Here is a 26,659-nt window from a genome sequence, read left to right as displayed (position 1 = left end):
GGTGCAGGAACCGCTTTCCCGAGGAGGAGAATCGTGAAGAGACCCAGGCTTCTCGCCGCGGCCATGGCCGTCCCGCTGTTCGGGGCGATCTCGGCCGTCGCGGTCCCGGTCGCGTCGGCGCAGCCCGCCCTGTCCGGCCCGGCGACCGAGTTCACCGTGCTCGCCAAGGACGTCCAGAGCATCGGCGCCACCCAGCAGGCCATCAAGGCCGCGGGCGGCACCGTGCTGGAGACGAACACCGCCGTCGGCCTGATCAAGGCCAGCGCCCCGGCCACCGGCTTCGCCGAGCGCGTCAACGCGAACCGGGCCGTGTTCGGCGCCGCGAAGGAACGCGTGATCGGCAAGGCGCCCAAGGACGGCGCCCCGAAGACCAAGCCGGACGCCGTCGAGAAGGAGGGCCAGGGCACCGCCGCCGCGGCTCCGAAGGCCGCCGCGAAGAAGCCCCAGCCGATCAAGACCGACCCGCTAGACAGCCAGCTCTGGGGGCAGCAGGCCGTCCGCGCCGACCTCGCGCACACGGTGCAGCGCGGCGACAAGCGCGTCAAGGTCGGCATCATCGACACCGGCGTCGACGGCACGCACCCCGACATCGCCCCGAACTTCGACTACGCCGACTCGCGCAACTTCACCAAGGACATCCCCACCGACGTCAACGGCACCGTCGTCGACGGGCCCTGCGAGTTCCGCGGCTGCGTGGACCCGGTCGACCACGACGACAACGGCCACGGGACGCACGTGGCGGGCACCATCGGCGCCGCGTTGAACGACTTCGGTGTCTCCGGCGTCGCGCCGAACGTGACGCTGGTGAACGTCCGCGCCGGCCAGGACTCCGGGTTCTTCTTCCTGCAGCCGACCGTGGACGCGCTGACCTACGCCGGCGACGCGGGCATCGACGTGGTCAACATGTCCTTCTACACCGACCCGTGGCTGTACAACTGCACCGCCAACCCGGCGGACTCGGCCGCCGAGCAGGCCGAGCAGCGCACGATCATCGAGGCCACGACCCGCGCGCTGAACTACGCCTACCGCAAGGGGGTCACCTCGGTCGTCGCGCTGGGGAACCAGCACACCGACCTGGGCGCCCCGCAGCCGGACACCACCAGCCCGGACTACCCGAGCTCCAGCACGCACCCGCGTACCGTCGACAACGCGACCTGCCTGAACCTGCCGGTCGAGGGCCCGCACACGATCGGCGTGAGCGCGTTCGGGCCGTCGCAGGCGAAGGCGGACTACTCGAACTACGGCACCGAGCAGATCTCGGTTTCCGCGCCGGGCGGCTACTTCCGCGACGGCTTCGGCACTCCGTGGTTCCGCACGCTGCAGAACGAGATCCTTTCGACGTACCCGAAGAACGTGGGGGTGGCGGCCGGGAACATCGACGCCGACGGGAACATCACCGCGGCGGGCACGACGGCGGGCATCCAGAAGGCGACGGCGCCCGACGGCCGCGTCGGCTACTACCAGTGGCTGCAGGGCACGTCGATGGCGACCCCGCACGCGACCGGCGTGGCGGCGCTGATCGTTTCGCAGTACGGCAAGCCGTCGCACGGCGACTTCGGCCTCTCGCCCGACGCGGTCCAGCGCGTGCTGGAGGGCACGGCGTCGAAGATCGCCTGCCCGGTCCCGCGCACGGTGGACTACCTGAAGGAAGGCCGCGACGCGACGTTCACGGCAACGTGCACCGGCGACGCGTCGTTCAACGGCTTCTACGGCCACGGCGCGGTCGACGCCTACTCGGCGGTGACCCACGGGGCGCAGTACCTGAAGTAGTGTTCGCGGAACGGCCCACCTCCGTGCGGGGGTGGGCCGTTTTTCCGTGGTGGGGGAAGGCTCTCCGAAGCCCGCGCCGGGAGACAACCTTCCCGGGGCGGTCGGCGTGGTACCGGGCACAGGGGGAGGTTCCGGTGGTGGTGCGTGAACCGGCGTTGCCGGTGGATCCGAGGCTGCCGGGCGAGCCGACGGTGCTCGAGGTGGGCCGCGCGCGGATGTGGCTGGCCCGGCGCGGGGTGAGCGTGTGGCTGCCGACCCGGCTGCTGGCCCTGCGCATCGGCGGCCGCGGTGCCGCGGGGCGGGGGATCCCCGCCTACACGCTCGGCGTGGCGTTCGTGTGGTTGTTCGCCGGAATCGCGTTCACCACGGTGGAACTGCCCGGGCGGACCGCCGCCTACGCCGTGATCTTCGCGGCCTACCAGGTGCTGCGCTGGCGGACGGCGCAGCGCCGGGAACGGCTCGCCGAGAGCCTGGCCGGCGGCGCACCGCTCCCGCTGCGGACGGCCGTGACGCAGGTCGGCTGGTGGTACCTCGTCTCGACGGCCCTCACGTTCGCCGGCGGCGCGGTGCTGTGCGCGGCGGCGTTCGTCACCGAGCCGCAGTTCACCTGGAAGCACTGGTACTCGCCGTCGGTGGAGGCCGGGGTGCACACGGTCGCGTTGGCGGCCGGGGCCGGCGCGACCGCGCTCGTGCTCGGCCGGGTGCTGCGCGGCCCGGTCATCGCGGAGGACGCCGCGTCCCTGCGGGTCGACGAGGTGCTGCGGGCGGAGGACGCGTACCGGTTCGCGCCGAGCTTCCTGTACGCGTTCTTGGCGATGCCGGTCTTCGTGGTCGACTGGGCGACGCCCGGCTGGCTCGGCGGGCTGGCGCTGGCCTACCTCGTGACGGTCGGTGTCCTGCAGCTGACCGGCTGGCTGCTGGTCCGCCGCCGCTACCGGCGCCTGCCGCCGGGCTGCTACGGCCGGTGACCGACCGCCGTCGAACGCACGTCACCGGTCCCCGGGCGCCGGCCTGACCCCCGGGGACCGGCGGACCTCAGCGGTTCGACGCCTTCTTGACGAACTTCGCCAGGTCCTTCGACTGCTGCACCCGGGTCGGCTCGTGGACGTACATCATGTGCCCCGCCGGGTAGTACGCCGTGTCGATGTTGTCGCGCAGCTCCTCGGGGATCTGCAGGTGGGCCAGCACGTGCTCGGCCGCGAAGTACGCCGTCGCGCCGTCGTAGTGGCCGAACGCCACGTGGACCTGCAGGTGCGGGTTCGCGCGCATCGCGGCGCTCACCGAGTCCACCACCGACACCGAGCGGCCCTCGAAGTCCGAGTACGACCACGCCTTGAACGTGTCCTCGTGGATGATCTCGTAGGGCAGGTCGTTCTCGTACCCGAGCTCGGCCCGCACGTAGTGGTTGAACGCCGCCGCGTACGCGCCGACCACACGGGAGATCGACGGGTCGTCGCTCATGTGCTCGCGGCCGCCGTCCGGCTCCCACGTCGTGAACCGGCCGTCCATCCGGCCGACCGTCAGGCCGCGGTCGCGCAGCAGCTCGGTGAAGAACCGGACGTGCTCGATCCGCAGGTTCACCCGGTCCACATAGGACTCGGTGAGCCCGGTCAGCGACGCCAGCGTGGCCACCGCGTCCGCCCGGTCCTGAGTGGACAGCCGCGCGCCGCGCGAGAGGGCCCACGGCAGCTCCTTGGCCGCGAAGTCCTCGGCGTCGGCGAGGACGTCGTCGAGCGGGCGCTCGCCGTGCAGGCCGTGGTAGTGCGCGATCGCCGCGTACGTCGGCACGTACAGCGAGTACGGCAGGTCGTTGCCCTCGGTGAACCGCAGCGTGCCGAGGTCGAGCACCGACGAGATCAGCAGCAGGCCGTTGAGGTACAGCCCGTGCCGCTCCTGCAGGTGCGCGGCCAGCCCGGCGGCGCGCAGCGTGCCGTACGACTCGCCGGCCAGGAACTTCGGCGACAGCCAGCGCTCGTGCCGCGACACCCACAGCCGGATGACCTCGCCGACCGACTCGATGTCGCCCTTGAAGCCGTGGAAGTCCTTCGTCTCGCCGCCCTCGGCCGCGCGCGAGTAGCCGGTGGACACCGGGTCGATGAACACCAGGTCGCTGTGCGCGAGCAGCGTCTCGGGGTTGTCGGCCAGCCCGTACGGCGGCGGCACCAGGTCGTCGACGTCGCCCGAGAGCACCCGGCGCGGGCCCAGCAGGCCCATGTGCAGCCAGATGCTCGACGAGCCGGGGCCGCCGTTGAAGGCGAACGTCACCGGCCGCGAGCCCGGGTCGGCGTCGTCGAGGGTGTAGGAGGTGACGAACACCTCCGCCTTCGCCTTGAAGCCCTCCGACTTGCCGTCCTTGACGACCTCCTTGCGGAGCACGATCCGGCCCGCCTTCGCCGTGTACGCGAGCTTCTTGCGCTTCACGGTGATGGTGTGCTGGGTCGTGACGATGTCGTCGGTCGGCTCGGCCGGGACCTCGGTGGTGTCCTCGGCCTTCTTCTCGGGGGCCTCTTCGGGGGTCGTGTCCGCCATGGCCCCAACCTAGTTGTGGCAGGGTGACTTGGTGCACACCGGGGACTGGCCGGCGACGGCGGAGCAGGCGCTCGCCGTGCAGGAGCGCCTGCGCGGCCGGGTGGACCTGACCGACGACGGCCCCGAGCTGCCGCCGACGGTGACCGGCCTCGACGTCGCCTACGACGAGGACGGCGTGATCGCCGCGGCGGCCGTCACGCTCGAGACGGCCGGGCTGACGGTCGTCGAGGAGCGGACGCACCGCGCGAGGGCCGTCTTCCCGTACGAACCCGGCCTGTTCGCCTTCCGCGAGCTGCCGCCGCTGCTGGCCGCGCTCGAGCGCCTGGACCGCGAGCCGGACGTCCTGGTCTGCGACGGCCACGGCCTCGCCCACCCGCGCCGCTTCGGCCTGGCTTGCCACCTCGGGGTGCTCACCGGGCTGCGCGCGTTCGGCGTCGGCAAGACCCGGTTCGTCGGCACGCACGACGCCCCGGGGGCGGCGCGCGGCTCGTCGGCGCCGCTGGTCGACGCGGGCGAGGTCGTCGGCTCGGTGCTGCGGACCCAGGACGGCGTCAAGCCGGTGTACGTCTCGGCCGGGCACCGGATCGGCCTGGCGCACGCGTGCCGGCTGACCCTGGCGCTGACCCCGCGCTACCGCCTCCCCGAGACGACGCGCCGGGCCGACCGGCTGTGCCGGGCGGCGCTGCGATGAGGTCACTGGCCGAGCTGGACGCCGCCGTGGCCGGGTGCCGCGCCTGCCCGCGGCTGGTGACCTGGCGCGAAGGCGTCGTGGGCACGAAGGCGGCGTTCCGCGGCGAGGAGTACTGGGCGCGGCCGGTGCCGGGCTTCGGCCCGCCGGACGCGTCGCTCGCGGTCGTCGGCCTGGCGCCCTCGGCGCACGGCGCGAACCGCACCGGCCGGATGTTCACCGGCGACCCGTCCGGCGACTTCCTCTTCCGCGTCCTGCACGAGGTCGGGCTCGCGTCGCAGCCGACGTCGGAGCGGCTCGGCGACGGCCTCGAGCTGTACGGCACCCGGCTCGTCTCACCGGTGCGGTGCGCGCCGCCGGACAACAAGCCGACGCCGGCCGAGCGCGACACCTGCCGCCCGTGGCTCGCCGAAGAGCTGACACTGTTACGTCCGACACTGCGCGCGATCGTGGTGCTCGGGGCGTTCGGCTGGCAGGCGTTACTGCCCGTGCTCGCCGCGGCCGGCTGGCCGGTGCCGCAGCCGCGCCCGGCCTTCGCGCACGGAGCGGTCGTGGAACTGGACGACCTGCGCCTTTTCGGCTGTTATCACGTGTCGCCGCGCAATGTCCAGACTCGCCGCGTGACCCACGCCATGGTGGCCGGGGTGTTCCGGGCGGCGACCTCGGTGACAGCGTCGGACTGAATCGTTACGGAAACGGCCGCGACGCTGGTCACAGCCGGATGGGGTCCCCGAGCGAGCCGCCCGCGAAGGTGTCACCATGAGGACATGGCTGCTGCGAAGTCGAAGTCGGAACCGACTCGGATCCTCGTCCTCGGTGGTGGGTACGTCGGGCTCTACACGGCGTACGGCCTCCAGAAGATGCTCCGGGCCAACGAGGCCTCCGTGACCGTCGTTGACCCGCAGCCCCACATGACCTACGCGCCGTTCCTCCCGGAGGCCGCGGCCGGCGCGATCGAGCCCCGGCACGTGGTCGTGCCGCTGCGGCGCGTTCTCAAGCGCTGCCACGTGCTGACCGCGCGCGTCACCAAGATCGAGAACGAGAAGAAGTCCGTCACGGTCGAGGCGGCCGACGGCCACATCGAGCAGCTCGGCTACGACGTCCTCGTCGTCGCGCTCGGCGCCGTCGCGCGCATCCTGCCGATCCCGGGCCTGGTCGAGCAGGGCATCGCCTTCAAGACCATCGGCGAGGCGATCTACCTCCGCAACCACATCATGACGAAGCTCGACGAGGCGGCCAGCACGCTCGACCCCGAGCTGCGCAAGCGCCTGCTGACGTTCACCGTCGTCGGCGGCGGGTTCGCCGGCATCGAGGCGCTGGCCGAGCTCGAGGACATGACCCGCTTCGCGGTGGAGAACTACTACCCGAACATCCAGCCTTCCGACGTCCGCTGGGTGCTCGTCGAGGCCGCCGGGCGCATCCTGCCCGAGGTCCGCGAGACCCTCGGCGTGTACACGGTCGAGCAGCTGGAGAAGCGCGGCATCGAGGTGTACCTCTCGACCGCGGCGAAGTCGTTCGAGAACGGCCACGTCGTGCTCTCGGACGGCACGGAGTTCGACACCGACACGCTGATCTGGACCGCCGGCGTGAAGGCCAACCCGGTGCTCGCCGACTCGGACCTCCCGCTCGACAAGCGCGGCCGCGTCGAGGCGACGGCGGCGATGCAGGTCGTCGGCCACCCGGACGTGTGGACCGCGGGCGACAACGCGGCGATCCCGGACCTCTCGCGCACCGAAGAGGACCCGACGGCGACGTGCCCGCCGAACGCCCAGCACGCGGTCCGCCAGGCGACGCTGCTGGCGAAGAACATCATCAAGGTGATCCGCGGCGGCAAGCCGAAGGACTACTACCACAAGAACCTCGGCGCGGTCGCCAGCCTCGGCCTGCACAAGGGCGTCGCCGACGCGCTGAACCTGAAGATCAAGGGCTTCCCGGCCTGGCTGTTCCACCGCGCCTACCACCTCAAGGCGATGCCGACCTGGAACCGCAAGATCCGCATCCTGTTCGACTGGATCCTGGGCGGCCTGTTCCGGCGTGAGGTCATTTCGCTGGGCCAGATCAACAACCCGAAGGACGAGTTCGCGCGCGTCTCGAAGTCCTGACCTCCGTTCGCTGAACGCCCCCGGCCGGTTTCGGCCGGGGGCTTTTTGCTGCTGTTGGGGCGTTTTGGCGGCGGATGACCGGCTGTGTGCCGGTGAGCGACATGGTCTGGACAACTGGGCCGATGAGCGGGTAAACCCTTTCTTCACAACGCGGAATAAGTCCGCCCCCGCTCCTCCCCACAGTCCCCTCCGGGAGCTCCCATGCGCATTTCCCGTGCCCTCGCAGCGGCTTTGCCCGCGTTCGTGAGTGCCGCCGTCCTCGCCACGACCCCCTCGACCGCCGCCGCGGCGGGCGCCGCGTTCCCCGCCCACTACGCGGCGCCGTACCTGCAGATCAGCGACGCCGACGCCGGCCAGCTGGCCGCCGACCTGAGCGCCACCGGCACGAAGTTCTACACGCTGGCGTTCCTGACCCCGCAGTCCGGCTGCACGCCGGTGTGGGAGGCGAACGGCACCGGCGTCGGCTCGTTCAGGTCCCAGATCAGCTCGCTGCAGGTGGCGGGCGGCAACGTCATCCCGTCGTTCGGCGGCGCCGAAGGCGGTGAGCTGGCCCAGACCTGCACGAACACGTCGAGCCTGACGGCGGCGTACGCGAACGTCGTCACCACGTACGGCACGCCCCGCCTCGACTTCGACATCGAGGGCGGCGTCCTGAACGACACGGCGTCCAACCAGCGCCGCAACTCCGCGCTGGCCGCGCTGCAGCAGCAGAACCCGGCGGTCCAGGTGGACTACACGCTGGCGGTCGACCCGACGGGCATCCCGTCGAACGAGCAGGACCTGTTGCGCGACGCCAAGAACAAGGGCGTCAAGGTGAGCGTGGTCAACCTGATGGTGATGGACTTCTACGACGGCCAGCCGGTCCTGGGCGACGCCCTCTCGGCGGCGCGCGCCTCGGCGTCGCAGCTGGCGAGCCTGTACGGGATCTCGACGTCGGCGGCGTACGCGATGATGGGCCTGACCCCGATCGCCGGCCGCAACGACGACGGCGCCCAGTTCAGCCAGTCGGACGCCCAGCAGCTGGAGACGTTCGCCGCCCAGAACGGCGTCGCGGAGCTGTCGTTCTGGGAGCTCCAGGACTACGACCGCGCAACGGGCTACGCGTACTCACGCATCTTCAACGCGATCACCGGCGGCGGCACGACAACGCCCCCGCCCTCGGGCGCCGGCACGATCACGGGCTACGGCGGCAAGTGCGTCGACGTAGCGGGCGCGTCACCGGCGAACGGCACGACGATCGACCTGTACACCTGCAACGGGACGAACGCCCAGCAGTGGACATCGACATCGGGCACGCTGCAAGCGCTGGGCAAGTGCCTGGACGTGACGGCGGCCGGCACGGCGAACGGCACGAAGGTCCAGCTGTACGACTGCAACGGAACGGGCGCCCAGCAGTGGACGCACTCGTCGTCGAACCAGCTGGTGAACCCGGCATCAGGCAAGTGCCTGGACGCAACGGGCCCCAGTTCGGCGGACGGAACCCCCTTGCAGATCTGGACGTGCACGGGCAGCGCGAACCAGTCGTGGACGCTGCACTGAGGTCCATAACCTAGAGTGTGCGGTGCCCCCGTAGCCCAACCGGCAGAGGCAGTCGACTTAAAATCGATTCAGTGCGGGTTCGAGTCCCGTCGGGGGCACCACGCAGACCATCATCGCCTGATCGGCCCCGTCTGACCGGCACGCTGGTCATCGAGGGCCAGGCGCGGCGATCGATCAACGCAGCCCGGCAACGAGCGTCTTCAGCTCCGCGCCCAGGGCTGGGGCGGCGTAGGTTTTCAAGACCTCGACGCGCGCTGGGCAGACGTCCAGGTCGGGGCAGACCAGCGGGATCATGACCCGAAGGGTCTTGGCGAGCTGGGCTTGGGGCAGCGCGCCGAGGATCTGCTTGACGCCGAACGCCGTCGTGGCGCTCAGAACTTCGGCGAGGACCGGCGGGAAGCCCAGACGAAGCAGGCCCGCTCGAACCGGCAGCTGGGTGAGCTTGGCGTACGTGCCGGGGTCCAGACTCTTCGCCGAGTCGTCGAGACAGATGCAGAGACCATGGTTGCGTCGACGGATCGGCATGCGCCAGCGCGACTTCTCGAGCACGCGGTTCGCCAGCCGGACGTAGAAACCGTTCTCGTCGAAGACGAACGCCACCGCATCACCGGTGATCACCGACGGATCCCGGCTCAGCGACTCCTTGGCGCGCTGGCGGCGTTCGCTTCTCCGGTCCGGTTCGGGGGTGGCCGCGCGTTGTGGCCGGGGCGTCCGAGCGGGCGGTGTGGGTACTCGAGGTGTCGCGTTCTGCGCTGACGACGGTGTGGTCCAGCTTGGGCGGTGCACCGGCGCGCGGCCGGAGCTGGACCTTCCGGAGCGGGCGGGCCGGCTCGGAGTTTGCCCGCATTCGCGTCCCCGCTGGGACCCGTAAATATGGGGCTGTCCGCACGTCGCACAGAGGTATTGGTTACGGGGAAGTCGCCGGTGAGCTGCCACGATTCCACGCTAGGAAGCGTGTTCGGCCCGGTCACTCGGCTGATCCGGTTCAGACCGCGCAGCTGAGATCACGCCCCGCGTTGTAATTCGTCCTTGTGAGTCAACGCAGATCACCCCCGTGAGTGGCATGCCGCCGGGAGGGCTTTGACGGGCGCCGCAAGTGAGGACGGGTTGCGGCAAAACGCCGCGCGGACGAGGCAGATACGTGAGACTGCTGGGATGGCTACCGAATACGTCCAGAGCGACCAGTTCCGCGGTGCTCGTGTCCACCTGTGCGACCTCGCCGGCCTCGAGATCCGCGATTGCGAGGTGGACGGCCTGAAGATCGTCGACTGCTACGGCAGCGATGTCTACCTCGGTGGTGACTTCGGGCGCGTTGTCGTCAATGACGTCGACGTGACCGCCTATGTCGAGGCTGAGCTCGACGCCCGGGAGCCCGCGCGGGCGCTGGCGCGGGATGCCTCTTCTCCCGAGGACTACCGCGCTGCTTGGGGCGCGGTCGAAGCCATGTGGAGCGCGACGCTCGAGCGGGCGCGGCGGCTGCCCGAGGCCGAACTGCACGAGCGGGTCGACGGCGAGTGGTCCTTCGTCGAGACGCAGCGGCATCTTCTGTTCGCCTGCGACGCCTGGTTCGGAAGCGCCGTGCTCGAGGAGGACGCGCCCTACCACCCGCTCGGCTTCCCGGCCGGAGGGACGCCGCCGGAGGAGGCCGCGAAACTCGGCCTCACCCTTGACGCCACTCCGGCGCTGGAGGACGTGCTTGCGCCGAGGCTCGCCCGGATGGCCGCGATGCGGCGGTTCGTCGGCGGGCTGACCGTCGACGAGCTTGACCGGGTGTGCGGTCGCAAGCCGGCCGAGATGTATCCCGATCAGGAGTACCTCGTGCGTCGGTGCCTCAAGGTGGTGCTGAAGGAGGAGGCCGAGCACCACCGTTATGCGGTGCGTGACCTCGCGGTGCTTGAAGCAGGTGTGCCTGAACCGCGCCGATGACATCTGAGCCGCAATGGCGGGAGCGCCTCAGGCGCGCACGGTGACCGGGAACTTCGCCGGCCCGCGGAGGTTGATCCGGCCGTTCCACGTCAGCTCCCCGGCGAACCCCAGGTCGGGGAACCGCTGCACGAGCCGGCCGACCGCGACCTGGCCTTCCAGCCGGGCCAACGCCGCGCCCAGGCAGTGGTGCGGGCCCGCGCCGAACGAAACCTGGTGACGCGCTTCGGGGCGGTCCAGGCGCAGTTCCGCCGCGTCGGGGCCGAAGAACCGCTCGTCGCGGTTGGCCGAGCCGAGGCAGGCCAGGACGAACGTGCCCGCCGGGATCTCCTTGCCCGCCACCGTGTGCGGGGACGTCGTGACGCGGCGGGTCTGCTGCACGGGGGAGTCGTGCCGCAGGAACTCCTCCACCGCGTTCGCCGCCAGGTCGGGCCGCTCGCGAAGCAGCGACAGCTGCGAAGGGTTGCGCAGCAACGCGTTCACGCCGTTCGCGATCAGGTTGACGGTCGTCTCGTGGCCGGCCACGTACAGCAGGACCACCTGGGCCACCAGCTCGTCGCCGTCCAGGACCTGGCCGTCGTGCTCCGCCTGGATCAACGCCGTCAGCAGGTCGTCCGCCGGGTGGTCGCGCTTCCACGCGATCACTTCGCGGGTGATCGCCGTCAGCTCGGCGTCCGCCGCCATGATGGCGCGGGCCGTCTCCTCGTCGGCGACGATCTCCAGCGAGCGCACCAGGGTGCCGCTCAGTTCGCGGACCCGCGAGTGGTCGGTCGGCGGCATGCCGAGCATCTCCGAGATCACCGCGAACGGCAGCGGGAACGCCAGTTCCTCGACGAGGTCGGACTCGCCCTTGTCGGCCATCCGGTCCAGTGCTTCGTCGACGAGCCCGGCGATCTTCGGCTCCAGCGCGGCGATCGCGCGGCGGGTGAACACCTTCGTCACCAGCGAACGCAGCCGCGTGTGGTCGGGCGGGTCGCGGTCGAGCATCGAGCGGTTGAGCGCGCCCGCGTCCTCGTCGACGCCGGAGAACTCGAACGGGGACTCCGCCAGGTTGGTGACGTCCACGGACAACCCGGCGCGAAGGAGCGCCGACACGTCCTCGTAGCGCGAGACGAACCAGAACCCCAGCGGGTGGTCCTGCACCGGGTCTTCGTCGCGCAGCATCTTGTACTGCTCGTACGGGTTTTCGAAGAAGCCGGGCGCGAACGGGTTGAACAGCAGTTCCTCGGACACGGTCATGGGTACCCCACCTACACGACGTCTGTGACATACGCAGTGTATGTCCTATGCTGTGCGCATGTCGACGGTCAAGAGCCGGCGGGAGCAGTACTCCGAGGCCACCCGCGCCGCGTTGCTGGCGGCGGCCACCCGCCGGTTCGCCGAGAACGGCTTCGCCGGCACGGCCCTCGAAGACATCGCCGCCGACATCCAGGCCACGCGCGGCGCGATCTACCACCACTTCGCCAGCAAGAAGGCGTTGTTCGAAGCCGTCTTCCAGCAGCTCGAGACGGACGCGATGGAACTGTCCGCGAACGCGGCGGCCCGGGCGGCGGACCCGTGGTCGGCGGCGTTCTCGGCCCTCGACGCGTTCCTCGACCGCTGCTGCGACCCCGTCTACGGCAAGCTCGTCTGGCAGGAAGCGCCGCTCGCGCTCGGCTGGGTGCGCTGGCAGGCGGCCGAGGAGCAGTACGCCTACGGCCTCGTCGAGCAGCTGATCAAGGCCCTCGTCGACGGCGGCGACATCGACGAGCAGCCGCTGGAGACGACGACGCGGCTGGTGTTCGGCATGGTCGGCACGGCCGGGATGGCGCTGGCCGAGGCGTCCGATGTGGACAAACCCCGCCTGAAGGCGGAGTACGCGGGGGTCATCGGCCGGATGGCGGCGGGGCTCCGTTCCGGGCCCGCCGAAGTGCTTGAATCTTGAACCGATTTAATCGCGACCTGCGCTTTTTCCGCTGACCGTTTTAGGCAGGTTTCTCACCCATTCGAGATAACAGGGACACCCTGTGTAGCACGTGTGGGCTCCGTGTAAGCTCCGGTCTCGCTTGACCGGGTGATCACTCACCCGAATCGGCGGTCGTGTGGTCGGGGATTGGCAGTCCCACGCGACCCCAACGTCGTGGTTCGGGCTCGGATAGGAGATTTATGCAGGTCAGGTCCACTCTCGTGCGGGGCGGGATCGCGGTCGTCGCCGCGGCCGCCGCGGTCATGATCGGTGCCCCTTCGGCGCTCGCGGACGACGGCGCCGCGCGCGGCCGCGTCAGCGACCACGGCACCTACGGCTACTCGGTCAACCTCGAAGGCGGCGGTCACGCGGCCACCGAGCTGTTCGGGTTCAAGCTGTCCGACGGCAGCGCCCTCAAGCTCTACTGCGTGCAGATCACCGTCCGCATGCGCAACGACGTCGACATGGTCGAGCGCCCGTGGAACAAGTACCCGGACGCGAAGTCGCCGTTCAACGACAACCGCGACAAGATCAACTGGGTGCTGCACCACGGCTACCCGGGTGTCGGCCTCGACGCGCTCGGCGCCAAGGCGGGCGGCGTCAAGCTGAGCGACCGCGAAGCCATCGCCGCGACGCAGGCCGCCGTGTGGCACTACAGCGACGGCAAGAACCTCGACCACGGCAACCCGCTCGGCGACGGCGACAAGGCCGCCGGCGCGGACGTCGCCGCGCTGTACGACTACCTGACCGGCAAGGACAACACCGGTATCAGCGCGCAGCCGAAGCCGACGCTGAACATCGCCGCCCAGAAGACCGAAGGCGCCGCCGGCACCCGGATCGGCCCGTTCGACGTCGCGACCACCGGCTCGGTCACCTCGCTCACCAGCGAGCTGCCCGAGGGCGTCAAGATCACCGACGCCGACGGCAAGGAGCTGAAGGCCACCGACGTCAAGGACGGCAGCAAGCTGTTCGTCGACGTCCCGAAGGACGCCAAGCCGGGCAACGGCTCGTTCTCGCTCAAGGTCAGCGGCCAGCTCGACACCGGCCGCCTGTTCGTCGCCGAGGACTACGACAAGCAGCCGGCGCAGTCGCTGATCGTCGCCGACTCGGAGAAGACCGCGGTGACCGCCAAGGCGGCCGCGAAGTGGACCGAGGCCGGCACGGCCCCGAGCACCACCGCGCCGAGCACCCCGGCCGGCTCGACCGGCGGTGGCGGCGAGCTCGCCAACACCGGTGTCGACGCCGCGGTTCCGTTCACCATCGGCGGCCTGCTGCTCGGCGGCGGCGCGCTGGTGCTGCTGCTGAACCGGCGCCGCAGCCGCGCGTAAGCGACGCTGCACCCGCGAACGGGGCCGGTCCACTGTGGACCGGCCCCGTTTTCGCACCCGACCATCGTCGTGGGGCCAACGGGGCAAAAGCGGCGAACCACGCGTTAATTGGTCTAGACTTTTCGGCCATGCGCGGTACCACTGTTCCGCCCGGGACGCCCTGCCCGCCACCGCGGGCCGGGGAGCTGCCGATGCACCGGCTGGAGGTGCCCGCCCCGCACGCGCCGCCGTTCGCGGTCGGCACGTTCGACGAGATCGGGCCCCTGTCACGCGCGGAGTTCCCGCACCGGCACACCTTCCACGAGCTCGTCCACGTCACCGGCGGCACCGGCGCGCACGTCGTCGACCTGACGCGCCGGCCGCTGCGGCCGCCGCACTTCGGCGTCATCGCGCCCGGGCAGGTGCACCAGTGGGCGGGGGTGCGCGGCCTCACCGGGCACGTCGTCGTGTTCACCGACGAGTTCCTCCTCGACCACCCCGGCGACCGCGAACAGCTGCGGCGCTTGAGCGAACGGCCGTGGCTCGAGCTCGACGCGTCCGCCGACGCCGGCGTCACGCGGCTGATCGCGGACCTCGTCGAGGAGCACCGCCACGGCGAGGAGTCGGTGCTGCGGGCGCTCGTGCACGTCCTCGTCGCGCGGGCCGGACGGCTGCTGGGAGCGCCGCCGCCCGCGCCCGCCGGGGCCGTCGCGGCGGAGTTCGCCCGGCTGGCCGGCCGCGCCGACCTCGGGCTGTGGTCGGTGACCGCGCACGCCGCACGCCTGGGCGTCACCCCGGACCACCTCACCGAGGCGGTGAAGGCCGCGACCGGGCGCACCGCCGCGCAGCTGCTGCGCGAGGCGCGGACCCGGGAGGCCCAGCGGTTCCTGCTCCGCACGGACCTCACCGTGCGGCAGGTCGCGAGCCGCGTGGGGTTCGCCGACCCCGCCTACTTCTGCCGGTTCTTCCGCCGGGAGACCGGGCTGAGCCCCGGCGACTTCCGGCGCGCCGGGGAGAATCACCACGACTGACCGGTCCAGTCCATCGCCGCCCACCCGGTGCGCTGCCTACGTTCGAGGGGATTCCCGACGCCCCCACGAGGAGCAGGCATGGACGAAGACAGCAAGCTCACCCGCAAGACGGTGCTGCGCGCCGCGCTGGCCGCGGGCGTCGCCGCGCCGGTCGCGCTGATCGGCGGCCCGGCGCTCGCCCGGACCACGGCCGCGGGCGGCCAGGCCCCGGACCTGACGCCGTCCTGCCACGACGGCGACGACCCGACGCCCGACCAGATCGAGGGTCCCTACTTCAAACCCGACTCGCCCGAGCGCACCGACCTCACCACGCCCGGCACGCCGGGCACGCGCCTCACCGTGACCGGTTACGTCTTCGGGCTCGCCTGCCAGCCGGTGACCCGCGCGCTCCTGGACTTCTGGCAGGCCGACGTCAACGGCGCGTACGACAGCGCCGGCTTCGCCTTCCGCGGCCACCAGTACACGAACGCCCAAGGCGCCTTCACGCTGACGACGATCGTGCCCGGGCTCTACCCCGGCCGGACCCGGCACATCCACGTCAAGGTCCAGGCCCCGGGTCGGCCGATCCTGACCACACAGCTCTACTTCCCGAACGAGCCGCGCAACAACACCGACTCGCTCTTCGACGCGCGGCTGCTGATGACCGTGCGGGACAACGGCCCGGCGAAGGAGGCGGCCTTCGACTTCGTGCTGAACGTCCCGCAGACCCCGCCGACGTCCACGCCTCCGACTTCGACGCCCCCGACGTCCACCCCGCCCGGGGGCACCACCTGGGCGGCGGGCACCACGTACGCGGCCGGCGCCCGGGTCACCTACGGCGGCAAGAGCTACGTCTGCCTGCAGGGGCACACGGCCCAGGCGGGCTGGGAACCCCCGGCCGTCCCCGCGCTGTGGCGGGCCGAGTGACCCCCTGAGGAGGGAGGAACGGGCGGGTCCGGGCCCGGGCGCCGGGACCCGCCCGGCTTCCGCACGATAGGCGACGACCCGGGCCCGTCCGGTCTGGGACATTCGCCGGTATGACGCGTTCCCGACTGTGGCTCCGGCGCTTCCACCCCGCCGCACCCGGCGCGCCGCGGCTCGTGTGCTTCCCGCACGCCGGCGGTGCGGCGAGCTCCTACCACGCGCTTTCGGCCGCGCTGACCCCCGCGGTCGACGTGCTGGCGGTGCAGTACCCGGGCCGGCAGGACCGGCACGCCGAACCCCTGGTGGACGACCTGTTCGTGCTCGCCGACCGGGTGGCGGAGGTGCTCGCCGCCGAGCCCGCCGGACCGGTGGCGTTCTTCGGGCACAGCATGGGTGGCAGCCTGGCGTTCGAGGTGGCGCGGCGGTTCGAGGCCCCGCTGCTGGGCTTGTTCGTGTCCGGGCGCCGGGTGCCGCCACCGCCGGGGCCGGTCCAGGAGCGGACCGACGACGAGCTGCTCGCCGACCTCCTGCGGCTCGGCGGCACCGACACGCGGGTGCTGGAGGACGAGCCGCTCGTCAGCATGATGCTGCCGGTGCTGCGCAACGACTACCGGGCCGCGGCGGCCTACCACTACCGGCCCGGGCCCGACGTGAGCTGCCCGGTCGTCGCGCTCATCGGCGACCGCGACCCGCGGATCGACGAGGCGGAGGCGCGGCGGTGGGCGCCGTTCACGTCCGGCGGGTTCGACCTGGTGACGTTCCCGGGCGGGCACTTCTACCTGAACGACCAGCCGGCCGCGGTGGGCCGCCTGCTCGGCGAGCGGCTCGCCCGGTGGACGGGCGAGCCGCTCGCGGCACGTCAGCAGTAGAGGTTCGCGCCGGGGTCGACGCCGAGGACGGCGCTGATCTGGCGGTACTTCGAAACGCGGCTCTCGACCTGGGCGGGGTTGCCGCCGTTGCACTCGATCGAGCCGTTGATGCTGCGGATGGTCTCGCCGAAGCCGCGGCCGTTGACCATCGCGTTGTGCGGGGTCATCGTGCCGGGGCCGCTCTGGGTGTTCCAGTACCAGAGCCCGGTCTTCCACGCGACGGCCGCGTTCTGCTCGACCTGCCAGGGGTTGCCCAGCAGGTCGATGCCGAGGGCGTCACCCGCGGCCTTGTAGTTGAAGTTCCAGCTCAGCTGGATCGGCCCGCGGCCGTAGTACGCCGCTTGGCCCGCCGGGCAGCCGTAGGACTGGCCCCAGTCGCAGTAGTGCGGGTAGTTGGCCGTGTTCTGCTCGACGATGTAGACGAGCCCGCCGGTTTCGTGGTCGACGTTCGCGAGGAACGCCGCGGCCTCCTGTTTCTTCACGGTGTCGCTGCCGGTGGTCGCGAACCCGGGGTAGGCCGACAGGGCCGCGGTCAGGCCGCTGTAGGTGTAGAAGCTGTTGCGGCCGGGGAAGATCTGGTTGAACTGGCCTTCGCTGACGACGAACGCGCCGGGGTTGCCGGGGTCGGTGCCGCCACCGCAGGTGTAGGGCTCCCAGTACCAGGTGCTGATGACCGGGTCGTAGCCCGGGTTGGCGTTCTTGGCGCGGTAGTAGCCGCCGTTGGTGTAGCGGACGATGGCGCCGACGTCGTACCACTGCCCGGCGACCCAGTTCGGGTAGCTGCAGGAGGTGCCGCCGCCCCCGGTGTCGCAGCTGTAGGGCTCCCAGTACCAGGTGCTGATGACCGGGTCGTAGCCCGGGTTGGCGTTCTTGGCGCGGTAGTAGCCGCCGTTGGTGTAGCGCACGATCGCGCCCACGTCGTACCACTGACCCGCGACCCAGTTCGGCGCGCTGCAGGCGGCGGCCGCGGCCTGCGGGGCCTGGCCGGTCGCGGCGGGCACGCCGAGCACGAGCCCGGCGACGGCGGCGAATGCGGACAGGACCGCGACAAGACGTCTTCTCAAGACTGGCTCACTCCTTCGGCCACGACGGAGCCCGGGCGCGGGGCGCCCGGTGTCGGAGGGGGTGTGCTCATCCGGCCGGGACGAGGGTGACACCGGTCACTAGAGCAGATTGGTCTAGTCCAGTCAAGAAACCGGGTGATCCGGGCAGAGGGTGTGCGCGTTCGTCTCCCGGGTTGAACCGCCTGCGCCGCACTCCGGATTCGCCGCGCGCGTCCCGGCTTTACGCCGGTTTTCGTGCCTGCGCGCGGGCAATACCTGGAAAACCGCAGGTCTTCGTGGTCCTAAGTGGACTCGGCGCGGCCGAGGTGGTCGAGCATCGAGCGGACGGCCTCGAACTCGCGGACCTCCTGGCGGCAGTCCGAGCACGCCGCGAGGTGCCGCTCCACCCGTGCCGCCTCCGCGGCTTCGAGCAACCCCAGGCTGTACGCCCCGAGGTCGGTCCGGTCGTACCGGGCCATGGATCGCGTCTCCGTTTCCGCGTCCCGCAAGGGAACGCCCGCACTACCGGACGTCTCCAGCGTCCTGTCCCGTACGCGGCACGGGCGAGGTTCCCCCGTTTTCCACCCGATCGGCCGACAACTTGCGGCGGCGAACAGCCCATGTGAGTGACACGGAACGGTCACGGATTTCACCGGACCGGACACGGAAAGCGTTTGTGCCACCGATTTCCGCGATTCGGCGTCATGGCTCGCGAGTCACTTCGTCGGACCTGCGTCGGACCGGGATTTTCCGGCCCCGACCTGGGTGAAGGCGACCCGAAACGAGGAGAGCGAGCGATGACCGTTAGGAGCCGGCCGGCTGACGTCGTGGACGAGGTCGGGGTCTGGCTGGCCGGGGAGTTCGCGGGACGGCTCCCGGCCGCGGAGATCGACCGCGTCGTCAAACTGACGCGGCTGGACCTCGAAGGCAGTATCGCGCCGGAGGAGCTGGGGGAGATGCTCCACCGGCTGGGCCGCGCCCGGCTGCAGCGGATCCTGCAGACGCCGGCCGTGAGAGTGCGAATTCCGCAGGCACGCTGATCGAGTGCGGCCGGGGCGGCCACCGCCGCCCCGGCCCCCCGCGGGCGGCCGGGCGCCGTTGGGTGCGCGCGGCGGCTTTGGCGTGGGCTCGCCGCCCGCTGGGCCGCGATGGCTTTGGCCTGGGCGAGCACCTGCGGCCCGCTGGCGGGCGGACCGCGTCGGGTACCCGGCGCGGGCACTCACCCGCAGGTCAGCGGGTCGCGGCCGCGGTGACGACCCGGGCTGACGTTCCTCGTCCCGTTGCGGCTGCACCGCGTCCGGCCGCACGAGACAGGGGTCGGCCGCCGGGCTGCTCGACGCGGTGCACGGCGGCACCCTGGGCGTCGCCCTGCTCGGCGGCCTCTGCCTGGGCAGTGGTCCCGCTCAGTAGTCGTCGCGGCCGGTGAACTGCTGTTCCAGCTGCTCGGCCGCGCCCGCCACCAGCTCGAGCGGGTCGATGAACTCGTTGATGTCCAGGTTGATCAGCGGCAGCGAGTGGCGCAGCACGAGGTGGTCGCCCATCACCGCGAGGCCGCCGACGACGGTCGAGTTGCCCACCTCGGTCAGCACGTCGAGGAGGTCGACCTCGTCGTGGCGGGCGAACGGCGTCGCGATCTGGACCCAGTCCTCGCGCTGGTCGAGGATCTCGCGCGCGATGACCACGACCTGCGCCCGCTGCTCGGTGTCGGGGTCGTCGCCGAAGATCAGCCGGATGCGGATCTCGTCGGGATCGTCGCGCACCACGCGGTATTCCTGCCTGATGTACGCGACCAGGTCGCCCCACTCGGCCATCAGGCGGCCCCGATCCGGTCGAGGTCGGCCAGGACGTCCGCCGGCAGCTCGAGCGAAGCCGCGGCGAGGTTCTCGCGCAGGTGCTCCAGCGACGACGTGCCCGGGATGAGCAGCATCGACGCCGACCGCCGCAGCAGCCAGGCCAGCGCGACCTGCATCGGCGTCGCGCCGAGGCGGGCGGCGCACTCGTCGAGGATGCCCGACTGCAGCGGGCTGAACCCGCCGAGCGGGAAGTACGGCACGAACGCGATGCCCTCGGCGGCGCACTTGTCGACGAGGTCGTCGTTTTCGCGGTGCGCCAGGTTGTACTGGTTCTGGACGCAGACGACGGGTGCGATCGCCTTCGCCTCGTCGAGCTGCTCCGCGGTGACGTGGCTGACGCCCAAGTGCCTGATCAGGCCCTGCTGCCGCAGGTCGGCGAGCACCCCGAACGGCTCGGCGAGCGACATCCGCACCGGGTAGTCGCCGGCGGCGTTGCCCAGGCGCAGGTTCACCACGTCGATGGCCTCGACACCGAGGTTGCGCAGGTTGTCGTGCACGGCCTCGGTCAGCTCGCCGGCGGACAACGCGGGTGGCCACGCCTTGTCCGGCGTCCGCCGCGCGCCGACCTTCGTCACGATCGTCAGCGCCTCCGGGTACGGGTGAAGGGCCTCCTTGATCAGCGCGTTGACGGTGTGCGGGCCGTAGTAGTCGCTGGTGTCGATGTGGGTGACACCGCTTTCGACGGCTTCGCGCAGCACGGCGACAGCGGTGTCGTGGTCGCGCGGCGGGCCCCAGACACCGGGGCCGGCCAGCTGCATGGCCCCGTACCCCATCCGGGTCACGGGGACTTCCCCGCCGAGGCTGAAAGTGCCGCCCAGGTTTGCCATTCCGCTCCTCAGGTAGGTGGCGTTCCGCCGAGGAGTTTAGGGAGGATCAGCCGCACGCGCCCTTGCTGCGCAGCACCCGCGTCACCGACTCCTGCACGCGGGCCTTCGGCAGCTCCCCGGACTGGACGGCCCGCACGAGCCGGTTCAGCACCTCGTCCACCCGGCCGCCCGAGGACCACAGCGCCTCGTCCGCACCGGCCTGCAGGGCCTTCAGAACCGCGTCCGGCAGCGGGTACTGCGCCGTGATCGCCTTCATCGCCCCGAGGTCGTCGGTCACGACCGGGCCGGTGAACCCGAATTCGCCGCGCAGCAGCTGGTACGCGGCCGGCGACACCGACGCCGGGACGCCGTTGGTCAGGTCGGGCACGTCGAGGTGGCCGACCATGACCGACACCGGCCCGTAGTCCGCGAGGTCGCGGTACGGCACCAGGTCGACGGCTCGCAGCTGCGCGAGAGGCGGCGTCACGACCGTGCCCTGGTGGGAGTCGCCCGAGCCGTGACCGTGGCCCGGGAAGTGCTTCAGCACCGGGTGGACGCCCGCGTCGCGCAGGCCCGCGGCGAACGCCGTGGCGTACGTCTTCACGCGCACCGGGTCGGGGCTGAAGGAGCGGTCGCCGATGACGTCGTCGTCCGGGGCGTCCGTGACGTCGGTGTCCGGGGCGAAGTCGACGGTCACGCCGCGGGCGCGCAGCTGGCGGCCGCGGTCGGCGGCCAGCGTGCGGACCTCGGCCGGCGACTTCGTCGCGGCCATCTCGCGCGCGGACGGGATGTCGCCGTCGAGGTCGTCGATGCGCTGGACGCGGCCGCCCTCCTCGTCGACCGAAACCGCGACCGGGAGCTGGGCCGCGGCCTGGACGGCGTCCAGGGCACGCTCTTTCAACAACGCTGTTGCGTTACCGCCGATGAAGATCCCGCCGACCTGGTTGTCGCGCACCAGCGACACCGCGGCGCCCGGGTTGTCGCCCGACACCCCCACGACGACCAGCTGCGCGACCTGGCGGCGGACATCGAGGCCGCGCACCAGGGACGCGCAGTCACCGGGCCGGGCCAAGCCGGACGTCGGGGCCGGCGCGGGCGTCGAAGCCGGGAGGGCCCGGGGCGACGGCGCCGACGGAACCGCCGAACCCGGCACGGACGCCGATTGGCAGCCCGTGACCATGAGGGATGCGAGGACGGTGCACAGCGCCACCCCGGAGGTGGCTGGACTTCGGCGGTTCATCGGTCCCTTCACGCGTTTCGCTTGCGCCTCGACGGTAGACGACGGGCCGACTTCACGGCGTGAAGAATGGCTCCACGCGAGCTAGAGAATTCGTGAAGGCGGCCTCAGCAGACTGACACCACCAGGACACGGACAGTGGGGAGGGGCCTCGATGGACCAGGTGCGAGTGACCGCGTGGGCGTCGGACCCGATCGCGCTCACGGGGCTGACCAACCACCTGAAGTCGCGGCCGGAGCTGCTGGTCGTCCCGCGTGCGCGCCGCGCCGAGGCGTCGGTGCTGGTGTTCGCCGTCGGGCAGGTCGACCGCGACGTCGTCGCCGCGTTGCGGGCCGCCGCCACCGAGTCGCCCGCCGCGATCGTGCTCGTCGCCGCGCACGTCGACGAGGGGCACCTGAGCCTGCTGGCCGACTGCCACGTCTCCGTGGTGCTGCCGCGGACCGCGCTCGACCGGCTCACCGACAGCGTGCTCGCCGCCGCGCGCGGGCGCACGGCGCCGCTGCGCGACCAGGTCGAAGCGCTGGCCCGCGAGGGCGCGGGGGCGTCGCTGACGCCGCGCGAGGTGGATGTGCTTCGCTTGATGGCGGAAGGCTGGGACACTGCCGAGATCGCGGGCAAGCTCTGCTACTCGGAGCGGACCGTGAAGAACGTCATCTACGCCATGACCAACCGGCTCAACCTGCGCAACCGGCCGCACGCGGTCGCCTATGCCGTGCGGGCCGGTGTGATCTGAGGGAAGCTCACGCCTGTGCGAACGCTCACCCGCCGGACGGCCGCCGTGGCCGCCGCGTTGGTCCTGCTCGCCGCCTGCAGCCCGAGTGACGCCGGTGGCAAGACGAAGCTCACCATCGCCACCTTCGGCGAATTCGGCTACGCACCCCTGATCGCGGAGTACCAGAAGCTGCACCCGGACATCACGGTGCAGAACCGCGTCACCGACTTCGACACCCACCACAAGGGTCTCGCGACGCAGCTCGCCACCGGGCACGGCGCCGCCGACGTCGTCGCCATCGAAGAGCAGTACATCCCGCAGTACCGCAAGGCGAAGGACAAGTTCGTCGACCTCGCCCAGTACGGCGCGCGCGACCTCGAAAAGCAGTGGGCGCCCTGGAAGTGGGCGCAGGGCACCGACGGCGCGTTCGTGCTGGGCCTCGGCACCGACATGGGCAGTCTCGCCCTCTGCTACCGCCGCGACCTGTTCCAGGCCGCGGGCCTGCCGGCCGACCGCGACGAAGTCGCGAAGCTGATGCCGGACTGGAACGCCTACGCGGCCACGGCCGAGCGCTTCACCGAGAAGACGCCGAACGTGAAGTTCGCCGACTCGGCGGGGACGGTCTACACGGCGATGCTCAACCAGTCGCCCGAGAACTACTTCTCCGCGGCCGACGACTCCTTCATCGCCGACCGCAACCCCAGCGTGCGCACCGCCTTCTACCTCGCCGGCGGCATCGCCGCGAAGGGCCAGACGGCGGCCGCGACGACGTTCACGCAGGCCTGGAACGTCGCCATCAAGCAGGGCAGCTTCGCGACGGTCGCCTGCCCGGCCTGGATGCTCAGCCAGATCAAGGAAGCCGGCGGCGACGCGACCAAGGGCAAGTGGGACGTCACGACCGTGCCCGGCAGCAGCGGCAACCAGGGCGGCTCGTTCCTGACCGTGCCGAAGCAGAGCGAGCACCCGAAAGAGGCGTACGAGCTCGCGCGCTGGCTGACCGCGCCGGAACAGCAGAAGAAGCTCTTCCTCTCCGACGGCATCCTGCCCAGCGAGCCGTCGGTGTACACGGACCCGCAGGTCGTCGCGCACACCGACCCGTACTTCGGGGACGCGCCGATCGGCCGGATCTTCGCCGCGTCGGCCGACAAGCTGCGGCCCAACTACCGCGGCCTGCGCGACGCCGACGTCCGGCCCGAGTTCGGCCGCGCGCTCGGCCGGATCGAGGACAAGACCGACCAGAGCGTCGACCAGGCCTGGGCGGAAGCCGTCCAGCAGGCGCAAGCCGTCCTGAAGTAGCCACGCGTGCACCACCGGCTCGCCCGCTTCGACCGCAAGGTCACGCCGTTGCTGCTCGTCGCGCCGTTCTTCGGGCTGTTCGTCGTCTTCGGCGCGTTCCCGCTGCTGTACACCGCGTGGGTGTCGCTGCGGCACTGGAACCTCCTCGAGGGCGACCAGGGCTACCTCGGCCTCGCGAACTACGGCGAGCTGCTCACCGACCCGCGCTTCTACAACGCGCTCGGCAACACCGTCGGCATCTTCCTGATGGCGGCCGTCCCGGAGTTCCTGCTGGCGCTGGGCATCGCGGCCCTGCTCGACCGGCCGCTGCGCGGCGCGACCTGGTGGCGCACCGGGATCCTGCTGCCGAACGTCGTGTCCGTCGTCGCGGTCGGCCTCGTGTTCGGGCAGCTGTTCAGCCGCGACTACGGCGTCGTCAACGAAGTCCTCGGCTGGTTCGGCGTCGCGCCGGTGAACTGGCAGGCGAAGACCTGGACGTCGCACTTCGCGGTGGCGTCGATGGTGCTCTGGCGCTGGACGGGCTACAACGCGCTGATCTACCTGGCCGCGATGCAGGCCGTGCCCGGCGACCTCTACGAGGCCGCGGCGCTGGACGGCGCTTCGCGGTGGCGGACGTTCTGGTCGGTCACCGTGCCGGGCATCCGGCCCGCGCTGGCCTTCACCGCGATCGCCGGCACGGTCAACGGCCTGCAGCTGTTCGCCGAGCCGCAGCTGTTCGACGCCGGCGGGTCCGGCGGGACCGGCGGCAACGACCGCCAGTTCCAGACCCTCGTGATGTACCTGTACGAGAAGGGTTTCACGCACTTCGACGCCGGTTACGCGGCCGCGCTGACGTGGGTGATGTTCGTGATCTGCGCGCTGTTCGCGCTGGTCAACTACCGGCTGGTGCGCCGGTTCGTGAGGGCCGCGTGAAGCGCCCCGGCGGCTGGGTCTACGTCGTGCTCGTCGGCGTGCTCGGCGCGTCGATCTTCCCGCTGTACTGGTCGTTCGTGGTGTCCACAAGGGACAACTCGGCGATCGGCGAGACGTCTCCGCTGCTGCTGCCGGGCGGGCACCTCTTCGAGAACGTGCGCCGCGTGTTCGACACCGTCGACTTCTGGCTCGCCATCGGGAACTCACTGATCGTCGCGGGCACCGTGATGGTGTCCAACGTCGTGCTGGCGAGCCTGGCCGGGTTCGCGTTCGCGCGGCTGCGGTTCCCCGGCCGCAACACGCTGTTCCTGCTCGTCGTCGGCTCGGCGATGGTGCCGGCCCAGCTCGGCGTCATCCCGCTGTACCTGGTGGTCGGCGACCTCGGCTGGTACGGGCGGCTGGAGGCGGTGATCGTGCCCGGGCTGCTCAGCGCGTTCAGCGTGTTCTGGATGCGCCAGGCGTGCGAGAACGCGATCGACGCGGACCTCGTCGACGCCGCGACCGTCGACGGCGCGTCGATCCTGCGCACGTACTGGCACGTCGCGGTGCCCTCGCTGCGCCCGGCGGCCGCGGTGCTCGCGATGCTCACGTTCATGGCCACCTGGAACGACTACTTCTGGCCGCTGGTGGTCCTCGACCCGAACGAAACCCCGACGGTGCAGGTCGCCCTGTCCCAGCTGGCCAGCGGGTACTACACCGACTACGCGCTCATGCTCACCGGCGCGACCGTGGGCGTGCTGCCCGTGATCGCGCTGTTCCTGGTGCTGGGCCGCCACATCGTCCGGGGGATCCTGAGAGGAGCGCCAGTATGACCGAGCTTTCGTTTCCGGCGGGCTTCCTGTGGGGCGCGGCGACCGCGTCCTACCAGGTCGAGGGCGGGGTGCGGGAAGGTGGCCGCGGACCGTCCATTTGGGACACCTTCGCGGCGGTGCCGGGCAACGTGCAGGACGGCGCGTCCGGCGAGGTCGCCTGCGACCACTACCACCGCTACGCCTCGGACGTCGGGCTGCTCGCGGACCTGGGCCTCGGCGCGTACCGGTTCTCGGTGGCGTGGCCGCGGGTGATGCCGGACGGGCGGACGGCGTCGGCGGCCGGGCTCGCGTTCTACGACCGGCTGGTGGACGAGCTGCTGCGCCGCGACGTCGTGCCGGTGCTGACGCTGTACCACTGGGACCTGCCGCAGGCGCTGGAGGACGAAGGCGGCTGGCCGGCCCGCGACACGGCGTACCGGTTCGCCGAGTACGCGGCGGTGGTCCACGACGCCCTCGGCGACCGCGTCAACCAGTGGACGACGATCAACGAGCCGTTCTGCGCGGCGTTCCTCGGGTACGGCAGCGGGGTGCACGCACCGGGGGTCCAGGACTACGACACGGCCCTGGTCGCGGCGCACCACCTGCTGCTCGGGCACGGCCTGGCGACGCGGGCGCTGACCGAGCAGGCCCGGCCGGGGCACGAGTTCTCGCTGGCGCTGAACTTCGCCCCGGCGCTGGCGGACGGCACGTCGCCGGCGCACGAGGAGGCGGCGCGGAAGTTCGACGGGATCCACAACCGGTTCTTCCTCGACCCGGTGCTGGGCCGCGGCTACCCCTCGGACATCGTGGCCGACGTCGCGCACCACGGCGGCCGGTTCGCGGCCTCGGTGCGCGACGGCGACACGGACACCATCGCGGCGGCGATCGACTGGCTGGGCGTCAACTACTACGCGCCCGCGCGCGTCACGCCGCTCGAGGACCCGCTCGGGCCGAGCAACTGCCCGCTGCCGGGGTTGCGGGGGCTGGACGTCCTGCCCGCTCCGCCGCCGCTGACGGCGTTCGGGTGGGAGCAGTCGCCCTCGACGCTCACTTCGCTGCTCGACTGGATTTCCACGCGGTCCGGCAGGCTGCCGCTGGTGGTGGCCGAGAACGGCGCGTCCTTTGTGGACACCGTGGTGGCCGGCCGGGTGCACGACGCCGCCCGCGTGAACTACTTCCTCGAGCACCTGCACGCGGTCCACGACGCGATTCGCGGCGGCGCGGACGTCCGCGGGTACTTCGCCTGGTCACTGCTGGACAACTTCGAGTGGGCGATGGGCTATTCGCAACGCTTCGGCCTCGTGCACGTGGACTTCGAAACCCAGGAACGCACGGTCAAGGACTCGGGCCGCTTCCTGGGCCGGATCGCGAAGGCCAACGCCCTTCCGGACTAGCCGTGTCGA

General features: G+C 71.3%; 26 protein-coding genes and 1 tRNA gene. 19 read left to right on the top strand and 8 right to left on the bottom strand.

The window, feature by feature from the left end; all coding sequences use genetic code 11:
• Nucleotides 1-63 precede the first annotated feature (63 nt).
• Nucleotides 64-1,770 carry a S8 family serine peptidase gene (locus tag ACYVLJ_RS02380; RefSeq protein WP_451969821.1) on the top strand — a complete coding sequence of 569 codons (1,707 nt, stop codon included), beginning with the start codon at nucleotides 64-66 and terminating at the stop codon, nucleotides 1,768-1,770.
• 134 nt (nucleotides 1,771-1,904) lie between these two features.
• Nucleotides 1,905-2,738 (top strand): hypothetical protein, encoded by an 834-nt coding sequence (locus tag ACYVLJ_RS02375; protein WP_460437586.1) that lies wholly within the window; start codon nucleotides 1,905-1,907, stop codon nucleotides 2,736-2,738.
• A 67-nt stretch (nucleotides 2,739-2,805) separates the two neighbouring features.
• Here the strand turns inward: ACYVLJ_RS02375 and ACYVLJ_RS02370 are convergent, their stop codons facing one another.
• Nucleotides 2,806-4,299: a S10 family peptidase gene (locus ACYVLJ_RS02370; protein ID WP_451968334.1), complete on the bottom strand. Its 1,494-nt coding sequence runs from the start codon at nucleotides 4,297-4,299 to the stop codon at nucleotides 2,806-2,808.
• Between the two features lie 31 nt (nucleotides 4,300-4,330).
• On the opposite strand from ACYVLJ_RS02370, the gene ACYVLJ_RS02365 reads away from it, so the two are divergent.
• From ACYVLJ_RS02365 to ACYVLJ_RS02345, 5 genes are all read left to right on the top strand, one after another.
• Nucleotides 4,331-4,990, top strand: a complete 660-nt coding sequence (locus ACYVLJ_RS02365; protein ID WP_460437585.1) for an endonuclease V — start codon at nucleotides 4,331-4,333, stop codon at nucleotides 4,988-4,990.
• On the top strand, nucleotides 4,987-5,670 hold the full coding sequence (locus tag ACYVLJ_RS02360; RefSeq protein ID WP_460437584.1) for a uracil-DNA glycosylase: 684 nt from the start codon (nucleotides 4,987-4,989) through the stop codon (nucleotides 5,668-5,670). Before ACYVLJ_RS02365 ends, ACYVLJ_RS02360 begins: the two co-directional genes overlap by 4 nt.
• An 84-nt stretch (nucleotides 5,671-5,754) precedes the next feature.
• The gene (locus ACYVLJ_RS02355) at nucleotides 5,755-7,089 is read left to right on the top strand and encodes an NAD(P)/FAD-dependent oxidoreductase (protein WP_451968328.1); all 1,335 of its coding nucleotides are present in this window, start codon (nucleotides 5,755-5,757) and stop codon (nucleotides 7,087-7,089) included.
• Nucleotides 7,090-7,290: 201 nt separating this feature from the next.
• On the top strand, nucleotides 7,291-8,628 hold the full coding sequence (locus ACYVLJ_RS02350; protein WP_460437583.1) for a ricin-type beta-trefoil lectin domain protein: 1,338 nt from the start codon (nucleotides 7,291-7,293) through the stop codon (nucleotides 8,626-8,628).
• A gap of 24 nt (nucleotides 8,629-8,652) precedes the next feature.
• Nucleotides 8,653-8,729: transfer RNA gene (locus ACYVLJ_RS02345), tRNA-Leu, on the top strand.
• Nucleotides 8,730-8,802: 73 nt separating this feature from the next.
• Here the strand turns inward: ACYVLJ_RS02345 and ACYVLJ_RS02340 are convergent.
• The gene (locus ACYVLJ_RS02340; RefSeq protein ID WP_460437582.1) at nucleotides 8,803-9,246 is read right to left on the bottom strand and encodes a hypothetical protein; all 444 of its coding nucleotides are present in this window, start codon (nucleotides 9,244-9,246) and stop codon (nucleotides 8,803-8,805) included.
• Nucleotides 9,247-9,783: 537 nt separating this feature from the next.
• Here ACYVLJ_RS02340 and ACYVLJ_RS02335 point away from each other — a divergent pair.
• Nucleotides 9,784-10,554, top strand: a complete 771-nt coding sequence (locus tag ACYVLJ_RS02335; protein ID WP_460437581.1) for a DinB family protein — start codon at nucleotides 9,784-9,786, stop codon at nucleotides 10,552-10,554.
• 27 nt (nucleotides 10,555-10,581) lie between these two features.
• Here ACYVLJ_RS02335 and ACYVLJ_RS02330 read toward each other — a convergent pair whose 3' ends face one another.
• Nucleotides 10,582-11,790 carry a cytochrome P450 gene (locus tag ACYVLJ_RS02330; protein WP_451968318.1) on the bottom strand — a complete coding sequence of 403 codons (1,209 nt, stop codon included), beginning with the start codon at nucleotides 11,788-11,790 and terminating at the stop codon, nucleotides 10,582-10,584.
• Between the two features lie 58 nt (nucleotides 11,791-11,848).
• Between ACYVLJ_RS02330 and ACYVLJ_RS02325 the strand changes: the two genes are divergently transcribed.
• The 5 genes from ACYVLJ_RS02325 (at nucleotide 11,849) to ACYVLJ_RS02305 (ending at nucleotide 16,606) form a co-directional block, all read left to right on the top strand.
• A complete protein-coding gene (locus tag ACYVLJ_RS02325; RefSeq protein ID WP_451968316.1) occupies nucleotides 11,849-12,475 on the top strand; it encodes a TetR/AcrR family transcriptional regulator in 627 nt (208 codons plus the stop codon).
• A gap of 221 nt (nucleotides 12,476-12,696) precedes the next feature.
• Nucleotides 12,697-13,824, top strand: coding sequence for a thioester domain-containing protein (locus ACYVLJ_RS02320; RefSeq protein WP_451968314.1), 1,128 nt, complete (start codon nucleotides 12,697-12,699; stop codon nucleotides 13,822-13,824).
• A 128-nt stretch (nucleotides 13,825-13,952) separates the two neighbouring features.
• Nucleotides 13,953-14,834, top strand: a complete 882-nt coding sequence (locus ACYVLJ_RS02315) for a helix-turn-helix transcriptional regulator (RefSeq protein ID WP_451968312.1) — start codon at nucleotides 13,953-13,955, stop codon at nucleotides 14,832-14,834.
• Between the two features lie 78 nt (nucleotides 14,835-14,912).
• Nucleotides 14,913-15,740 (top strand): dioxygenase family protein, encoded by an 828-nt coding sequence (locus ACYVLJ_RS02310; RefSeq protein WP_460437580.1) that lies wholly within the window; start codon nucleotides 14,913-14,915, stop codon nucleotides 15,738-15,740.
• A gap of 110 nt (nucleotides 15,741-15,850) precedes the next feature.
• Entirely contained in the window at nucleotides 15,851-16,606 is a 756-nt protein-coding gene (locus ACYVLJ_RS02305; RefSeq protein WP_451968308.1) for a thioesterase II family protein, read from the top strand.
• On the opposite strand, the gene ACYVLJ_RS02300 is transcribed toward ACYVLJ_RS02305, so the two are convergent.
• A complete protein-coding gene (locus ACYVLJ_RS02300; RefSeq protein WP_460437998.1) occupies nucleotides 16,597-17,616 on the bottom strand; it encodes a glycoside hydrolase family 19 protein in 1,020 nt (339 codons plus the stop codon). The two genes, ACYVLJ_RS02305 and ACYVLJ_RS02300, sit on opposite strands and share 10 nt — an antisense overlap.
• Before the next feature lie 335 nt (nucleotides 17,617-17,951).
• Nucleotides 17,952-18,128: a zf-HC2 domain-containing protein gene (locus ACYVLJ_RS02295; RefSeq protein WP_451968306.1), complete on the bottom strand. Its 177-nt coding sequence runs from the start codon at nucleotides 18,126-18,128 to the stop codon at nucleotides 17,952-17,954.
• 318 nt (nucleotides 18,129-18,446) lie between these two features.
• Between ACYVLJ_RS02295 and ACYVLJ_RS02290 the strand changes: the two genes are divergently transcribed.
• On the top strand, nucleotides 18,447-18,689 hold the full coding sequence (locus tag ACYVLJ_RS02290; RefSeq protein WP_451968304.1) for a hypothetical protein: 243 nt from the start codon (nucleotides 18,447-18,449) through the stop codon (nucleotides 18,687-18,689).
• Nucleotides 18,690-19,052: 363 nt separating this feature from the next.
• Here ACYVLJ_RS02290 and ACYVLJ_RS02285 read toward each other — a convergent pair whose 3' ends face one another.
• The 3 genes from ACYVLJ_RS02285 to ACYVLJ_RS02275 are packed head-to-tail and all read right to left on the bottom strand — an operon-like array spanning nucleotide 19,053 to nucleotide 21,488.
• On the bottom strand, nucleotides 19,053-19,460 hold the full coding sequence (locus ACYVLJ_RS02285) for a hypothetical protein (RefSeq protein ID WP_460437579.1): 408 nt from the start codon (nucleotides 19,458-19,460) through the stop codon (nucleotides 19,053-19,055).
• Complete coding sequence (locus ACYVLJ_RS02280) at nucleotides 19,460-20,329, bottom strand: oxidoreductase (RefSeq protein ID WP_451968300.1); 870 nt, start codon at nucleotides 20,327-20,329, stop codon at nucleotides 19,460-19,462. The genes ACYVLJ_RS02285 and ACYVLJ_RS02280 overlap by 1 nt, the downstream gene beginning before the upstream one ends.
• Nucleotides 20,330-20,375: 46 nt before the next feature.
• Nucleotides 20,376-21,488, bottom strand: a complete 1,113-nt coding sequence (locus ACYVLJ_RS02275; protein ID WP_460437997.1) for a glycoside hydrolase family 3 N-terminal domain-containing protein — start codon at nucleotides 21,486-21,488, stop codon at nucleotides 20,376-20,378.
• Nucleotides 21,489-21,699: 211 nt separating this feature from the next.
• On the opposite strand from ACYVLJ_RS02275, the gene ACYVLJ_RS02270 reads away from it, so the two are divergent.
• From ACYVLJ_RS02270 to ACYVLJ_RS02250, 5 genes are read left to right on the top strand one after another with little or no spacing between them, the layout of a single operon-like run.
• Nucleotides 21,700-22,278, top strand: a complete 579-nt coding sequence (locus ACYVLJ_RS02270) for a helix-turn-helix transcriptional regulator (protein WP_451968296.1) — start codon at nucleotides 21,700-21,702, stop codon at nucleotides 22,276-22,278.
• Nucleotides 22,279-22,293: 15 nt separating this feature from the next.
• Complete coding sequence (locus ACYVLJ_RS02265) at nucleotides 22,294-23,553, top strand: extracellular solute-binding protein (RefSeq protein WP_451968294.1); 1,260 nt, start codon at nucleotides 22,294-22,296, stop codon at nucleotides 23,551-23,553.
• Between the two features lie 6 nt (nucleotides 23,554-23,559).
• Complete coding sequence (locus ACYVLJ_RS02260) at nucleotides 23,560-24,465, top strand: carbohydrate ABC transporter permease (RefSeq protein ID WP_451968293.1); 906 nt, start codon at nucleotides 23,560-23,562, stop codon at nucleotides 24,463-24,465.
• Nucleotides 24,462-25,277, top strand: a complete 816-nt coding sequence (locus ACYVLJ_RS02255) for a carbohydrate ABC transporter permease (protein ID WP_451968291.1) — start codon at nucleotides 24,462-24,464, stop codon at nucleotides 25,275-25,277. Before ACYVLJ_RS02260 ends, ACYVLJ_RS02255 begins: the two co-directional genes overlap by 4 nt.
• Nucleotides 25,274-26,650, top strand: coding sequence for a GH1 family beta-glucosidase (locus ACYVLJ_RS02250; protein ID WP_460437578.1), 1,377 nt, complete (start codon nucleotides 25,274-25,276; stop codon nucleotides 26,648-26,650). The genes ACYVLJ_RS02255 and ACYVLJ_RS02250 overlap by 4 nt, the downstream gene beginning before the upstream one ends.
• Nucleotides 26,651-26,659 lie beyond the last annotated feature (9 nt).

The sequence above is a fragment of the Amycolatopsis stemonae genome (assembly GCF_054781455.1).
The sequence above is the reverse complement of the archived record's forward strand: the minus strand, read 5'-3'. Positions and strand labels throughout refer to the sequence as shown.

Excerpts from the sequence above, each read along its gene's own strand:
- ACYVLJ_RS02360 (WP_460437584.1), top strand. The coding sequence starts at position 4,987 with ATGAGGTCACTGGCCGAGCTGGACGCCGCCGTGGCCGGGTGCCGCGCC.
- ACYVLJ_RS02310 (WP_460437580.1), top strand. The coding sequence starts at position 14,913 with ATGGACGAAGACAGCAAGCTCACCCGCAAGACGGTGCTGCGCGCCGCG.
- ACYVLJ_RS02335 (WP_460437581.1), top strand. The coding sequence starts at position 9,784 with ATGGCTACCGAATACGTCCAGAGCGACCAGTTCCGCGGTGCTCGTGTC.
- ACYVLJ_RS02275 (WP_460437997.1), bottom strand. The coding sequence starts at position 21,488 with ATGGTCACGGGCTGCCAATCGGCGTCCGTGCCGGGTTCGGCGGTTCCG.
- ACYVLJ_RS02250 (WP_460437578.1), top strand. The coding sequence starts at position 25,274 with ATGACCGAGCTTTCGTTTCCGGCGGGCTTCCTGTGGGGCGCGGCGACC.
- ACYVLJ_RS02280 (WP_451968300.1), bottom strand. The coding sequence starts at position 20,329 with ATGGCAAACCTGGGCGGCACTTTCAGCCTCGGCGGGGAAGTCCCCGTG.
- ACYVLJ_RS02370 (WP_451968334.1), bottom strand. The coding sequence starts at position 4,299 with ATGGCGGACACGACCCCCGAAGAGGCCCCCGAGAAGAAGGCCGAGGAC.
- ACYVLJ_RS02380 (WP_451969821.1), top strand. The coding sequence starts at position 64 with ATGGCCGTCCCGCTGTTCGGGGCGATCTCGGCCGTCGCGGTCCCGGTC.
- ACYVLJ_RS02330 (WP_451968318.1), bottom strand. The coding sequence starts at position 11,790 with ATGACCGTGTCCGAGGAACTGCTGTTCAACCCGTTCGCGCCCGGCTTC.
- ACYVLJ_RS02295 (WP_451968306.1), bottom strand. The coding sequence starts at position 18,128 with ATGGCCCGGTACGACCGGACCGACCTCGGGGCGTACAGCCTGGGGTTG.
- ACYVLJ_RS02315 (WP_451968312.1), top strand. The coding sequence starts at position 13,953 with ATGCGCGGTACCACTGTTCCGCCCGGGACGCCCTGCCCGCCACCGCGG.
- ACYVLJ_RS02320 (WP_451968314.1), top strand. The coding sequence starts at position 12,697 with ATGCAGGTCAGGTCCACTCTCGTGCGGGGCGGGATCGCGGTCGTCGCC.
- ACYVLJ_RS02325 (WP_451968316.1), top strand. The coding sequence starts at position 11,849 with ATGTCGACGGTCAAGAGCCGGCGGGAGCAGTACTCCGAGGCCACCCGC.
- ACYVLJ_RS02290 (WP_451968304.1), top strand. The coding sequence starts at position 18,447 with ATGACCGTTAGGAGCCGGCCGGCTGACGTCGTGGACGAGGTCGGGGTC.
- ACYVLJ_RS02270 (WP_451968296.1), top strand. The coding sequence starts at position 21,700 with ATGGACCAGGTGCGAGTGACCGCGTGGGCGTCGGACCCGATCGCGCTC.
- ACYVLJ_RS02355 (WP_451968328.1), top strand. The coding sequence starts at position 5,755 with ATGGCTGCTGCGAAGTCGAAGTCGGAACCGACTCGGATCCTCGTCCTC.
- ACYVLJ_RS02350 (WP_460437583.1), top strand. The coding sequence starts at position 7,291 with ATGCGCATTTCCCGTGCCCTCGCAGCGGCTTTGCCCGCGTTCGTGAGT.
- ACYVLJ_RS02305 (WP_451968308.1), top strand. The coding sequence starts at position 15,851 with ATGACGCGTTCCCGACTGTGGCTCCGGCGCTTCCACCCCGCCGCACCC.
- ACYVLJ_RS02285 (WP_460437579.1), bottom strand. The coding sequence starts at position 19,460 with ATGGCCGAGTGGGGCGACCTGGTCGCGTACATCAGGCAGGAATACCGC.